10 protein-coding genes are annotated in these 13,248 nt (G+C 71.2%); 2 read left to right on the top strand and 8 right to left on the bottom strand.

Going from position 1 to position 13,248, the window contains the following annotated elements; all coding sequences use genetic code 11:
• Positions 1-37: 37 nt before the first annotated feature.
• Together NP777_RS30465 and NP777_RS30460 are read right to left on the bottom strand one after the other, a co-directional pair.
• Positions 38-1,057, bottom strand: coding sequence for an MBL fold metallo-hydrolase (locus tag NP777_RS30465; RefSeq protein WP_256653385.1), 1,020 nt, complete (start codon positions 1,055-1,057; stop codon positions 38-40).
• Between the two features lie 611 nt (positions 1,058-1,668).
• Complete coding sequence (locus tag NP777_RS30460) at positions 1,669-2,256, bottom strand: dihydrofolate reductase family protein (protein ID WP_256653384.1); 588 nt, start codon at positions 2,254-2,256, stop codon at positions 1,669-1,671.
• Between the two features lie 385 nt (positions 2,257-2,641).
• On the opposite strand from NP777_RS30460, the gene NP777_RS30455 reads away from it, so the two are divergent.
• Positions 2,642-5,821, top strand: coding sequence for an NACHT domain-containing protein (locus NP777_RS30455; protein WP_256653383.1), 3,180 nt, complete (start codon positions 2,642-2,644; stop codon positions 5,819-5,821).
• 29 nt (positions 5,822-5,850) lie between these two features.
• Here the strand turns inward: NP777_RS30455 and alc are convergent, their stop codons facing one another.
• The 5 genes from alc to NP777_RS30435 form a co-directional block, all read right to left on the bottom strand.
• Positions 5,851-6,999 (bottom strand): allantoicase, encoded by a 1,149-nt coding sequence (gene alc / locus NP777_RS30450; RefSeq protein ID WP_256653382.1) that lies wholly within the window; start codon positions 6,997-6,999, stop codon positions 5,851-5,853.
• Positions 6,996-8,327 carry an allantoinase AllB gene (gene allB / locus NP777_RS30445; protein WP_256653447.1) on the bottom strand — a complete coding sequence of 444 codons (1,332 nt, stop codon included), beginning with the start codon at positions 8,325-8,327 and terminating at the stop codon, positions 6,996-6,998. Before allB ends, alc begins: the two co-directional genes overlap by 4 nt.
• Positions 8,328-8,429: 102 nt before the next feature.
• Entirely contained in the window at positions 8,430-9,929 is a 1,500-nt protein-coding gene (locus NP777_RS30440) for an NCS1 family nucleobase:cation symporter-1 (protein WP_256653381.1), read from the bottom strand.
• On the bottom strand, positions 9,926-10,045 hold the full coding sequence (locus NP777_RS48585) for a pentapeptide repeat-containing protein (protein ID WP_391858606.1): 120 nt from the start codon (positions 10,043-10,045) through the stop codon (positions 9,926-9,928). The genes NP777_RS30440 and NP777_RS48585 overlap by 4 nt, the downstream gene beginning before the upstream one ends.
• Positions 10,046-10,789: an aspartate/glutamate racemase family protein gene (locus NP777_RS30435; RefSeq protein WP_256653380.1), complete on the bottom strand. Its 744-nt coding sequence runs from the start codon at positions 10,787-10,789 to the stop codon at positions 10,046-10,048.
• A 222-nt stretch (positions 10,790-11,011) separates the two neighbouring features.
• On the opposite strand from NP777_RS30435, the gene NP777_RS30430 reads away from it, so the two are divergent.
• Complete coding sequence (locus NP777_RS30430; RefSeq protein ID WP_256653379.1) at positions 11,012-11,794, top strand: IclR family transcriptional regulator; 783 nt, start codon at positions 11,012-11,014, stop codon at positions 11,792-11,794.
• Between the two features lie 865 nt (positions 11,795-12,659).
• Here NP777_RS30430 and NP777_RS30425 read toward each other — a convergent pair.
• On the bottom strand, positions 12,660-13,046 hold the full coding sequence (locus tag NP777_RS30425; protein ID WP_308405257.1) for a DUF5955 family protein: 387 nt from the start codon (positions 13,044-13,046) through the stop codon (positions 12,660-12,662).
• Positions 13,047-13,248 lie beyond the last annotated feature (202 nt).

The raw sequence follows: 13,248 nt of genomic DNA, 5'->3' as shown, positions 1-13,248 counted from the left end.
GCCGGACGGGAATGCCGCCGCGTAACCGGTGACCGGGTCAGGCCAGGCATGTCAGGGGCCGGCCGCCGTTGAAGGTGACCATGTCGTGCAAGGCTGCCCGGACGTCGAGCGAAGCGCCCATCGGGCCGCCGTCGAGCTCGGAATAGGCGCGGTGGAGATTGCCCACGAGGCGTTCACTGTCGCTGAGGGCGGCGAACCGGCCCAGTTCGGCTTCACGGGCCGCTTGCAAGGGTGTCAGCCCCGCGGCGTGGGCGCGTTGCGCCACTTCCTGTACAAAACGCAGGTAGTCCAGCACCTCGTCGATGATCTCCGGGCCACCGACCGGACCGTGACCTGGCACGATCACTTCGGCGTCGAACCGCTTCAGTCTGCCCACCACGGCCAGGGCCCCGCGCAGGGAACCGGCCAGCAGGAACGGCGTGCCGCCGTTGAACAGCAGGTCCCCGGCGAAGAGAACCTTGCGCTCAGGGATCCATACCACGGCGTCGTTGGTCGTGTGAGCGGGCATGCCCAGATGCCGCACCTCGCACAGCAGGTCGTCGGCGTAGACGTTCACGCTGTCAGTAAACGTGACGAAGGGCGGGGCCAGGTGGACCGTGCCCCATTCCCGCTCCCCCCAGGCCCCGCTACCGGCGACCGGGGCCGTATGGGGCAGGCCCTCGCTGATCAACGCTTTGCGGCAGGCATCGTGCGCGATGACAGTTGCATCCCTGAAGACGAAATTTCCGTGTGTATGGTCACCGTGATGGTGCGTGTTGATGAGCGTTCTCACCGGCTTTTTGGTGACGTGGTCAATCGTGCTCAGTAGTCTCCTGCTGCGTTTTTCCGTCGCACAGGAGTCGATCGCGACAACCCGGTCATCGGCGACAACGAAGCCAGTATTATTGATCCACCAGGTCCCATCCGGCTGAACGTACGCGAATACGCCGTCGCTGATTTCGGACAGTTCTGCGTCACCCACATCAGCGCGGTTGTCCACTACTGGGCTATTACTCATGGCGGCTCCCTCATACGGCTTGTCAGGAAGACGCGTCTGCCGGTACTCGCCGTGCAGCATCCGGCACTCACGTTCCGAAGCGAAAGTGCATCCCGATGGCGAAGGCGGGGCTCGCAGTGCCGTGCACGGCACTGCGATGGACACCGGAGCCCTTGCCACGTCGATTCAGCAGAGATTCTGGCGGCACCGGCGCACCGAGGGAACCCTATAACGTCGATGACCTCCATCGATGGCATCGATGCTCACAAGCTCCTTGAACTCTGGCGCGGCTTTTAGTCGGCGGTGGCGACTCGAGTCCCGCCGTGTTCACCGCCGCCGCCGACGGCACCGTAAGGCCGGCAAAGCTGCTGAACCGCGCCTCCGCCACCGCCCCGGCGCCGCCCCGGCGCCGCGCGGGGTGGCCGGAACGCCCGTGGTCAGTCCGCGATGCCCTGCATCGGGGCCCAGAACTCCTCGAACGACATCGTGCCGTCGCCGTCCGTGTCGAGTACGTCGATGAATTGCTGCGCCTGTTCGTCGGTTTACTGCGCATTGATCGCCCGCAGCACGCCGAAGCGGGACGCGCGCCGGGCCGGCCATCGGCGTCGTGGCGGCCATCGTCGTCCACAAGCCGAACACCCCCGAGGGACCCGCCATCTTGTTCGGACAGCCCACCTCGCGACAGCGCGAGGCTAACGTCGGACCGGGTACCGCAGGTGAAGGGCACGGCGCCCCTGGATGACGATCGGGTCGTCGAGGAGTTGGTGGCCCCGGTCCAGCTTCGTGAAGTAGGGGATCCCCTCGCCGAACAGCACCGGCACGAGGCTGACACATACCTCGTCCACCAGACCGAGGTCGAGTGCCTGCTGGGTGATCGTCGTGCTCGCGATAGTGACGTCCTGATCGCCGGCGATTTGTCCGGCCCGGGTGATCGCGGCCTCAACTCCATCGACGAACGTCGTTGTGGGCCACTTCGTGGCGGCGTCCTCGGGCTCGCGATGAGTGACCACGACGACGGGGGCGCCTGCCGGGTGTTTGTCACCCCAACCACGAGCGATGTCGAACAGGCGCCGGCCGGCGACGAGTGCACCGCAGTTGCCGGTCAACTCTCGTAGCGCCTCCGCACTGGCGTCGTCGACCTGGAACGAAACGGTCTCATTCGGGTTCGGCACGGTCACCTCCCCCGCTTCGTACCACTCGAACAATTCCCCGACCTGGTCATTCGGATCCGCGACGAACCCATCCAGCGACATCGTCATGTGAGTGAACACTTTGCCCATCGTGGGCCTCCCTCTGCTTGTCGGCTGTCACCCGTATCGACCTCTTGTGACCGTGAAACTCATCGGCGTGGGCGGCGTCGGCCCGGCGCCGGGCAGCACAGCTCCACGCGAGGCCGCCGGACCCGCACCCCCTCTCCGTCTCGGACAATGCCAACGGGACGCCTGGCTGTGGACGCCCGGACCTCCTGGATGCTGGCCAATCGAGAAGAAGTCAACGAAGCTCTCCGGGAGGGACTTCGTTCTGAACGACTGGAGTACCTGATTCAGGAGGCAGCCGCTACGGCGGCCCAACTCGGCAGCGCTCGGGAACACCTGAGCCTGCTGATCCGGGAGAACTACCCCATGGGTCTCACAGGCAGACAGGACCCGGAAAGGGATGTGCGGAGTGAGCGCTGAGGCAGCCGCCATCAATCTCGGGCGGACGGTCGCCACCCGCGTCGTGCGGTTATGGCTCGAACCGCGCCGACGCGAGCAGGAGAGCCGGATGGAGATGTCCGCCCTGGTCCGGCGGCGGGTGCCGGGGCTGCGGGCGCAGCGGGGCGTGGAGCGGCAGTTCGAGCAGATCGCGGACGCGGTGGCGGCGCGGCTTGAGCCCATGTGCGGACATGAGTTCCGCGATCTGGAGGAGGGCGGGCGGCAGGCGGCGCTCGACGCCGTGACGGCGGCCTTCGCCCGCGCGGACCTGTCCGACGAGGCGATCCTCGGGTCCGACGCCAACCCCGCCGAGCTGGCCCGCCGGGTGCGGTCCTCCGCTCCCCCGCCCGCCGGGCTGGGCGAGGCGGCCACGCACTTCTACGAGCTGCTGCTGGCCGAGTGCTGCGACTGCTATGTACGGATCCTGCAGCGGCTCCCGGTCTTCACCGAGCGCGGGATCGCCGAACTGCTGGGGCGGGTCGGCGAACTCGGCCCCGAGCTGAGCCGGGTGCTGGAGCGGCTCCCGGTCAGATCGCTGTACGCGCCGCAGGGGGCGGATCAGGACGCCGCCTTCCGCAGGGAGTACCTGGAGTTCCTCAGCCGCACCCTGGACGAGGTGGAACTGTTCAGCTTCACGGCCGGTCAGGCCCCGCGCACCAAGTTGTCCGTCGCCTACATCAGTCTGCGGGTCAGCACGGACGGGGGCGGCCGGGCGGCACGGCGGACGGCCGACGGGTCCGCCGACCGGATACGGACGGGCATCGGCGACTGGGACCGGGCCGAGCAGGAGTCGTCGGCGAGCGTACGGGTCGAGGCGGCGCTGCGGCAGTCGCCGCGCGTCCTGTTGCGCGGGGAGGCGGGCTCCGGCAAGACGACGCTGCTCAACTGGCTGGCCGTCACCGCCGCGCGGGGCGCGTTCGGCGGTGATCTCGCCGACTGGAACGGCCTGGTCCCCGTCCTGGTCAAGCTCCGTCACTACGCCAACCGCGAGCTGCCGCGCCTGGAGCAGTTGCTGGACGTCACCGCCGGGCCGCTGACCGGCCATATGCCCGCCGCCTGGGCGGACCGCCAGTTCCAGGCGGGCCGGGTGCTGCTCCTGGTGGACGGGCTGGACGAGCTCGTCGCGAGCGAACGGCGCAAGGTCCGCGACTGGCTACGGCTCCTGCTCACCGCCTACCCGGACACCCGCTCAGTGGTGACGACCCGGCCGACGGCCGCGCACGGCGACTGGCTCAGGTCGGAGGGCTTCGCCCCGGTGGGCCTGGACCGGATGACCCCCGCCGACCTGCGCGCCTTCGTACGCCAGTGGCACCAGGCCGTACAGCTGCACTCCGGCGAGGCACCCTGCGCGCCCGAGGAACTGCCGCACTACGAGCGGGCGCTGGTGACCAGCCTCCAGGACCGGCCCCATCTGCGCGCACTCGCCGCCAACCCGCTCCTGGCCGCCCTGCTGTGCGCGCTGCACCTGGGGCGGCGCAGCCGGCTGCCGCGCAACCGCATGGAGCTGTACCGCATCGCGCTGGAGCTGCTGGTGCAGCGCCGCGACGCGGAGCGCGGGGTGCCCAGCGCCATGGACGTCACGCTGAGCCTCACCGACAAGCTGTGCCTGCTGCGCGATCTCGCGTGGCGGCTGTCGGACAACAACCGCAGCGAGATCGCCCGGGAGCGGGCGCTCGACCACGTCACGGCCAAGCTGCGGTCGATGCGCCATCTGGAGGTCGAGGGCGGACCGGTTCTGGACCATCTGGTGAACCGTTCCGGAGTGCTGCGCGCCCCGGCCGACGACCGCGTCGACTTCCTGCACCGCAGCTTCCAGGAGTATCTGGCGGCCGAGGAGGCGGCGGTCGAGGACCGCGTCGGCAATCTGATCGAGCGGGCCCATCTGGACACCTGGCGGGAGACCATCATCATGGCCGCGGGCCACGCCAACCGCGGCCAGCGCGAGGAACTGGTCACCGGCATCCTCGACCGCGCGGAGGCCGAGCGCCGTCATGCGCGTGCGCTGCGGCTGTTGGCCGCCTCCTGCCTGGAGACCATGGAGTCGGTGCCCACCGGGCTCGCCGGACGGCTGGACCACAACCTGGGCGTGCTGGTGCCGCCCCGGCGCGGAAGCGACGCGACCTCCCTGGCGGCCGTGGGTGAGCCGGTGCTCGGCAGGCTGCCGCGTTCGCTGGGCGACCTCACGCAGACCGCCGCCCGCGCGGCGGTGCGCACCGCGGCTCTCATCGGCGGCGAGGCGGCGCTGGATCTGCTGACCGGGTACGCGGAGGACGGGCGCGGCGATGTGCAGCAGGAGCTCGCCAACATGTGGAAGTACTTCGACCCCGATGACTATGCCCGGCGGGTGCTGGTACGGCTTCGGCTGGCGGACATCCACCTCGGCCTCTCCCATCCCAGCCAGTGGACCGCGGCCACGCGGCTGCGGTCGGCTCGGAAGGTGGGGATCAACTACCCCTTCACTTCGGGGCTCGCCACTCTCAAGGAGCTGCCCCCGCTTTCTCACCTGTCGATCAATCGGCTGATGGACGGGGCCGATCTCGGCCCGCTGGCCGACCGCGCGGAGCTGACGAACCTCTCGGTCAACGGAAGCGGGCCATTGAGGGGTGCCGAGGTGCTGGAGGAATTCACCCGCCTGCGGTACCTGCAGCTCAACTACTGGTCACCCCTGTCTCCGCTGGACCAGCTCCCGCTGCCACGGTCGCTGACCAGACTGTCACTCGGAGAACTCCCGGCCGATCCCGAGCTGGGATTCCTCGATCGCCTCCGGCCGCTCGACTATCTGTCGCTCGACGGCTCGGGGGAAATACGCGGTCTCATGGATTCCGCCCCACTCCTCGGCGTCGGACAGCTGCGGCTTGCCGGATTCGATCTGCGCGAGCAGCTTCGGTCGTTCCCCGCCGCCGGTCTCCGGGCGAAGGATCTCGGCTTCTACCTCTGTGACCTCCCCGCCGACCTCAGCCCCCTCAACGCGCTCCCCTCACTCAGCAGGGTGTTCTTCGGCATGTGCGAGGGCCCGGTGCCCGGTCCACTGGACCTGTCCTCGCTGGCGGGCCGCCCGGCCCGGCCCCGCCTCACCGTCGAGGTGGGGAGGGGGCAGGTCGTCACCGGTACGCGCGATCTCGGTCCCGGCATCCGGGTCCGGTACCTGTAGCGGCGGATGCCGGGAATGAGGGCCAAGGGCTAGCCACCGCCCAGCTCCGCATGGCGTGCGGCCAGCCGCCGCGCGCCCTCCTCGGTCGGCGAGCCGTGCAGCCGTAGCCGGGCCACGCCCCCGTCCGGGTAGATATCGATCCGGACGTGGGTCACCGGCGGGGCCGCGTCCAGGAGGAAGCGGTGGACCGTATCGGGCTGGAGGCGGGTGCGGGGCAGGAGTTCGGTCCAGGCCGGGGCCGTATGGTCGGCCGGGTCCGCGCCGGTTGTCGCGTCGAGGCCGTAGAGCGCCGCCCAGCCCGGTGCGTTGCCCTTGTAGCAGCCGGTGTCGATCTCCACGGCGCGGATGATCCCCTGGGCGGCGAGGCGGTAGCGGACCCAGTCGTGGTCCGTGTCGCGGCGCCGCCGGGTCTCCCAGCCCTCGTCCATCCGGCGGGAGCGGCCCGGCCCGATGGAGTTGGCGGGCGGGGAGTAGAAGCGGTCGGAGGCGTCCTCGGCCGCGCCGCCGTGCTCCAGCGCCACCAGGTCGAAGGTGCCGAGGGCGGTGAGCCAGGCCGGGTCGGGGGCGGCCTCGCCGTGGACGCGGAGGCGGGCGATGCCACCGTCGGGGTGCTGCTTGAGGCGCAGGTGGGTGAAGCGGCGGCGGACGGAGACCGGGAAGCCGTTGGCGGCGTGGCCGCCGATCGCCGTACGGGGGACGAGTTCGGTCCATACGACGTCGTCGGCGAGGAGATCCTCGGGGGACGGGGTGCCGTCCACCGCCGTGGCCTCGACGCTCACCGCGCGCGGGTAGTTGCCGCGGAAGTGGGCGGTGTCGACGACGATGCCGTGGACGGCCCCGGGCGCGCCGAGGCGGATCAGGGCCCAGTCGTGGTCGTCCTCGGCCGGATGCGGGGTGTCGGCCGAGGCCCCGCGCCGCCGCCGGGTCTCCCAGCCGTCCATGACCTTGCCCTTGTGGCCGAAGGACTCGGGGTCGAAACGCGGGGTCTCGGGCTTCAGCAGATTCTCGCGTTCGGCGAAGAACTCGTCGTTGGCCGCGATCACGCTTCCGCCGAGCCGCCGGTCGGCCAGGTCCACGAGATGGGTGAAGGGGAGGTCGGCGGTCCGGTAGTCGGCGTACGGGTCGCCGCCGCCGTAAGGGGCGGCGTCGCCGGTGAAGCGGGGGATCGGCGCGGTCATGCGCGGGCCTGCCTTTCCAGGAGTCGGCCGGTGGGTTCGGTCGGCGTGCCGTGGTCGGCGATCTTCCGGCCGCGCAGCCAGGTGGACCGTACGACGCCGTACAGCGTTCTGCCCGCGTAGGCGGTGACCTGGTTGCGGTGGTGGAGGGCGGCGGCGTCGACGGTGAAGGTCTCGTCGGGGGCGAGGACGGCGAAGTCGGCGTCGCGCCCGGGTTCGATGGCGCCCTTACGGTCGAGACCGACGAGCGCGGCGGGGCCGGTGGACATCCAGCGGGCCACGTCGTGGAGGGTGTGGCCGCGCCGCCGGGCCGCCGTCCAGACGGCGGGGAGCCCGAGCTGGAGCGAGGAGATACCGCCCCACGCCTGCCCGAAGTCGCCGACCTTGAGGTCGGCCGTGCAGGGCGAGTGGTCGGAGACGACGCAGTCGATCTCCCCGGCCGCCAGCCCCGCCCACAGCACGTCCTGGTTGGCGGCCTCCCTGATGGGCGGACAGCATTTGAACTCCGTGGCGCCGTCGGGGACTTCCTCGGCGGTGAGGGTCAGGAAGTGCGGGCAGGTCTCCACGGTGACCCGGACGCCCTTACGGCGGGCATCGGCGATCAGCGGCAGCGCGTCGGCGGACGACAGATGCAGAACGTGGACGCGGGCGTCCAGCTCGCGGGCCAGGGCGATGAGGCCCGCGATGGCCTCGTTCTCGGCGGCGCGCGGACGGGAGGCGAGGAAGTCGGCGTAGCGCGGGCCGGTGGGCGGCGGGGCGCCGTCGATGAGGCGGGCGTCCTCGGCGTGGACGATGAGCAGTCCGCCGAAGCCCGCGATCTCCCGGAGGGCGGTCCGGAGCTGGTCGGGGGCGAGTGGCGGGAATTCGTCCACGCCGGAGGGGAGCAGAAACGCCTTGAAGCCGAGGGCGCCCGCGTCGTGCAGCGGCCGCAGCTCCCGCGCGTTCCCGGGCACGGCGCCGCCCCAGAACCCGATGTCGACATGGGCGGACCGCCGGGCCACGGCCCGTTTGACCTCCAGGGCCGGGACGGTGGTGGTCGGCGGGACGCTGTTGAGCGGCATGTCGACGAGGGTGGTGACGCCGCCGGCCGCGGCCGCGCGGGTGGCGGAGCCGAACCCCTCCCATGCGGTGCGGCCGGGGTCGTTGACATGGACGTGGGTGTCGACGAGGCCGGGGAGCAGAACGTCGTCCCCGAGGTCTTCGAGTCGCGCCCCGGGCGGTACGGCGGTGTCGTACGGCAGGACGGCGGTGATCCTCCCCTCGGCGACGGACACGGCGACGGACGCCGCGCGCGGGCCGTCCGGGGTCATGACGCGGCGCGAGCGCAGCATCAGCTCCGGCTCGGGCTCCGAACGCGCTTCCGGATCCAGGTCGAACACCGTCACCAGCCTTTCGTCATGCGGAATAATCCTTCCACTGAATGCGGCAAGTCTTTACTCCGCCGCCGGGCGGGTCAAGACCCCACCCGTCGCGACGTGCGAGGTGACCTGCGATGTGATCAGCGCCTGGGCCATCGCGCCGCCGACCCTGGCCTTCGCGGACCGCAGACCGTAGATACCCCCGGCGATGACCAGTCCGAAGCACCAGGAGAACGGGGCGACGTCCGCGAAGAACTTGACCAGCGCGAGCACCGCGGAGACCGCGGCCGCGGGCACGAAGGCGATGGCGGCCTCGGGGTTGAAGCCCCGGCGGTAGTAGTACGCGCCCGCCTCGTCCGCGCTGAACAGGGCGTCGACGTCGATCCGGCCGCGCCGCACCAGGTAGTAGTCGACCAGCAGGATCGCGACGAGCGGGCCGAGGAAGGCGCCGAGGCCGCCCAGGAAGTACTGGATGACGACCGGGCTGGAGTACAGCTTCCACGGCATCACGACGATCGCGAGCACCGCCGTGACCATGCCGCCGCGCCGGAAGTCCAGGTGCCTGGGGGCGAGGTTGGCGAAGTCGTACGCCGGTGAGACGAAGTTCGCCACGACGTTGATCCCGATCGTGGCGATCATGAAGGACAGCGCGCCGACCACCGTGACCACCGGGTTGTCGATCCGCGCGATGACATGGACCGGATCGGCGATCGCGGTGCCGAAGACCGAGATCGTGCCCGCCGTCATCAGCACGGAGACGACGGCGAAGGCGGTGAAGTTCACCGGCAGCCCCAGCAGATTGCCGCGCCGGTACGAGCGGTGATCCGGGGTGAAGCGGGCGAAGTCGGCGTAGTTGAGCACCAGGGTGAGGAAGGTGGCCACGGTCAGACTGACCGCGATCACGCTCTGGTGCAGCTGTTCGCCACCGCTGAGCCCGGTCAGGCTGCGGGTGAGCGAGATGTCGCCGCCCGCCTTGACCACCAGCCATACCGCGAGCACGAGCATGACCAGCCAGACCACCGGGCCGGTGGCGAAGTCCTGCACCTTGCGGATGAACTCCATGCCCCGGGTCAGCAGCACCGCTTGGAGCAGCCACATCACCAGGAACGCGATCCAGCCCAGGGTCGACAGGCCCAGGATGGAGTTGTGGTCGTACGCCGCGAGCCCCGGCGCGAGCTGGACGCCGAGCAGGATGAGCGCCTCGGAGGCCAGCCAGGTCTGGATGCCGTACCAGGCGACCGCCATCACGGCCCGGATCAGCGCCGGGATATTGGCGCCGTACACCCCCCAGCTGGCCCGCGCCAGGACCGGGAAGGGCACTCCGGTGCGGTGGCCCGCGTGGCCCATGCGGTTCATGAGCCAGTGGACGATGGTGATGCCGGCGAGCAGCGAGAGGAACACCTCCCAGGTGGGCAGCCCGAGCACGAACAGGCTCGCCGCGAAGGCGTAGTTGCTGATCGCGTGGGTGTCCGACATCCACAGGGCGAAGATGCTGTACGTCCCCCAGGTGCGCTCCTTCGCGGGCGCGAGGTCCTCGTTGTACAGCCGGGGGTCGGGCGAACGGGGTGCTGTCATGGTGCCCTCCGAGGGGGTGGTGCGGTCGTGCCGTTACTGCCCTTGAAGTTGGTGCCCTTGAGGTTGGTGCCCTTGAGGTTGGTGCCCTTGAGGTTGGTGCCCTTGAAGCCGCCGATTCACCGGATGCCGGGCCGACGGCCGCTCAGGGGCCAGCCGGTGATGGTCTTGGGCCGGGGCGGGGCGAAGGCCCGCGCCTTGCTGGTGGAGAGGCCGAGCCCGACGAGCGCCTCGGCGAACTTCACGGCGGCGGCGACCCCGTCGACGACGGGCAGACCACCCAGCGCCTTCGAGACCCGCTCCCGCAGCCCGGCCATGCCCCCACAGCCCAGGCAGATCACCTCGGCGCCGTCCCGCTCCACCGCCTCCCGCGCGGTCGCCACGATGACCTCGACGGTCCGCTCCCGGTCCGCCTCCAGCTCCAGTACGCCCAGACCGGTGCCGCGCACACCCGCGCAGCGTGCCAGCAGGCCCGCCGTGAGCAGCCGGTCCCGGATCTGTGGCACCGCCCGGTCGAGGGTGGTGACGACGCCGTAGGAATGGCCGAGCATCATGGCCATCTGGGCGGCGGACTCGGCGATGTCGAGGACCGGGACGTCGAGCAGTTCCTGCGCCCCCTCCCGCCCCGGCTCGCCGAACCCGGCCATGACCAGCGCGTCGAAGGGTTCGTCGAAGGTCGTCAGCCGGTCCAGTACGGCGGCGGCGCTCAGATACCCCTCGAAGTGGCCCTCGATCGATTCGGGACCCCACAGCGGCTCGGTGGCCACGATGCTGGTGCCGGGGCTCGCGACGGCCTCGGCGAGGTCCCGGATGCCGGCGGTCATGGCGGCTGTGGTGTTCGGATTCAGCACAAGGATGCGCATAGCACTCCCGCGACGACTCTCTGTTTCCATAAGATGGAATCACCTTTTCGGGATGCAGAAATTAGTCAGGGTGGCCATCCTCGTCAATGGATCGGACAGAGATCGTTGACAAGCGGCTACGGGAGGTCGCCGCGGACGGGTAGGCTTCCCGTGGCCGGTCGGCCGCGGCGTCCGACGCGTGTGCGAGGCCGGCGCCGCCCACTGTGAAAGGAAATCGCCGACGTGCCGTCCGCCGACCCCAAGACCACCGCCACCACCGGCGGTGTCCAGTCCCTGGAGCGCGCCTTCGATCTGCTGGAGCGGATGGCCGACGCCGGGGGCGAGGTCGGACTGAGCGAGCTGTCCACCAGCAGCGGGCTGCCGCTGCCCACCATCCACCGCTTGATGCGCACGCTGGTGGCCTGCGGCTACGTCCGCCAGCAGCCCAACCGCCGGTACGCCCTCGGGCCCCGGCTGATCCGGCTAGGCGAGAGCTCGGCCCGGCTGCTGGGCACCTGGGCGCGGCCGTATCTGGCGCGGCTGGTGGAGGAGACCGGCGAGACCGCGAACATGGCGCTGCTGGACGGCGATGAGGTGGTGTACGTCGCGCAGGTGCCCTCGCGCCACTCGATGCGGATGTTCACCGAGGTCGGGCGGCGGGTGCTGCCGCACACCACGGGCGTCGGCAAGGCGCTGCTGGCGGACACGCCCCCCGAGGAGGTGCGCGCCCTGCTGGCCCGCACCGGCATGCCCGCGGCCACCGAGAAGACGATCACCTCGCCGGACGGGTTCCTCGAGGCGCTGCGACAGGTCCACGAGCGGGGCTACGCGGTGGACGACAACGAGCAGGAGGTGGGCGTGCGCTGCCTCGCCGTCCCGGTGCCCGACTCCCCCGCCCCGGCGGCCATCTCCATCTCGGGCCCGGCGGGCCGGGTGACCGACGAGGCCACGGAACGGATCGTGCCGATCCTCAAGGAGGTCGCGGTGGAGCTGTCGGGCGCGCTGGCCAGCACGGGGTCCGCCTGACGGCGGAGGGGAACGGCGGGCGCACCGCCACGGGTTGCCCGGCGGGCCACGCGGCGGAGCCGCATATCGGTGCGCTCCCCTCCCCGCCCCTCCCCGCAGCATCCATTCGCGGCTCCGCCGCGTGGCAGGGGCTCCGCCCCTGAACCCCGGGGCCCGGGGCGGAGCCCCGAACCGAGGCCTGGGGCGGAACCCCGATCCGGGGCCAGGGATAGAGCCCCGGCCCGGAGCCTGGGGCAGAGCCCCGAACCGGGGCCTGGGGCGGAGCCCCGAACCGCAGCCCGGCACAGAACCCCGACCCGGAGCCTGAGACAGAGCCCCGATCCGGGGCCAGGGATAGAGCCCCGGCCCGGAGCCTGGGGCAGAGCCCCGAACCGGGGCCTGGGGCGGAGCCCCGACCCGCAGCCCGGCACAGAACCCCGAACCGGAGCCTGAGACAGAGCCCCGAACCGAGGTCCGGGACAGAGCCCCGACCCGCAGCCCGGCACAGAACCCCGAACCGCAGCCCGGCACAGAACCCCGACCCGCAGCCTGAGACAGAGCCCCGAACCGGGGTCTGGGGCGGAGCCCCAGTTTCGGGAAGGGGCGGGGAGGGGAGCAGCCCGCCGCAGGCGTCACCTGACCAGCGCGGGCGAAACCGCTGGGCGACGCCGGGCACCGGGTGAGAACGCCCGGCCACCACCCGGCACGAGCAGGGTCGGTAGGGCCACCGCCCGGCGCGAGTGGGTCCCCCCGGCCACCACCCGGCGCGAGCCGGACCACCTGACGGCCGGTGCGCGCGAGACCCCCCGGACGACCGCCCGCCGCGGACAGGGCCGGGCCGACCGGGTCAGCCGTGCCCGGTGCCCGGTGCCCGTTGTCCGGCCGCTCAGTCTCTCCCTATGCCCGTCCGGGGCACGCTGCCGAACTGGTCGATCGCCGCGCGGACGCCCGTCAGGGCGGGGCCCAGGGCGCTGACCGAACCCAGGGCGCCCGCGATGAGGAGCAGCGAGCGGCGCAGCCGGTGCAGCTCCGGGGCGCCGGTGCGGGCCATGGCGTCCAGTGCGGCCAACTCGTCGTCCGCGATCGCCCGGTCGGGTAATTCCGCCGGGTGAGCGGCCAGATCGCGCCTGAGCCGGGCCACGGCACGGCGCAGCTCGGCCGCCCTCGGATCGTCCTCGGTGCCCGCCTCTCGCCTGACTTCCACGACTGCGGCGCCCTCCACTGACAAGGCGCCGGGTTCACCCCAGAGCCTCGCGCCTTCGTTGGCCAACACTGCCCTTCTCCCCCTCGCGCCCTCTCGCACGAGCCTGCCCCCTCTCCGCATGACCGCCCCAACCCTCCACCTCGCGTGGATTCGGACACAAGGGGCCGCGGATCAGTTAACGCCACTCAGTGCACGACGCGCTATACGGAGAGCGAAAATCAGACCGGCTGGGATGAAGCCCCCGTGCCGCCCCGATGTGCGGTAAGCAGGG

It is taken from the genome of Streptomyces rugosispiralis (assembly GCF_024505145.1).
GTDB classification, from domain to species: Bacteria; Actinomycetota; Actinomycetes; order Streptomycetales; family Streptomycetaceae; genus Streptomyces; species Streptomyces rugosispiralis.
The sequence above is the reverse complement of the archived record's forward strand: the minus strand, read 5'-3'. Positions and strand labels throughout refer to the sequence as shown.

Coding starts and splice junctions, on each gene's coding strand:
- alc (WP_256653382.1), bottom strand. CDS start 6,999: ATGACCGCGCCGATCCCCCGCTTCACCGGCGACGCCGCCCCTTACGGC.
- NP777_RS30465 (WP_256653385.1), bottom strand. CDS start 1,057: ATGCTGCACGGCGAGTACCGGCAGACGCGTCTTCCTGACAAGCCGTAT.
- NP777_RS30435 (WP_256653380.1), bottom strand. CDS start 10,789: ATGCGCATCCTTGTGCTGAATCCGAACACCACAGCCGCCATGACCGCC.
- allB (WP_256653447.1), bottom strand. CDS start 8,327: ATGCTGCGCTCGCGCCGCGTCATGACCCCGGACGGCCCGCGCGCGGCG.
- NP777_RS30440 (WP_256653381.1), bottom strand. CDS start 9,929: ATGACAGCACCCCGTTCGCCCGACCCCCGGCTGTACAACGAGGACCTC.
- NP777_RS30460 (WP_256653384.1), bottom strand. CDS start 2,256: ATGGGCAAAGTGTTCACTCACATGACGATGTCGCTGGATGGGTTCGTC.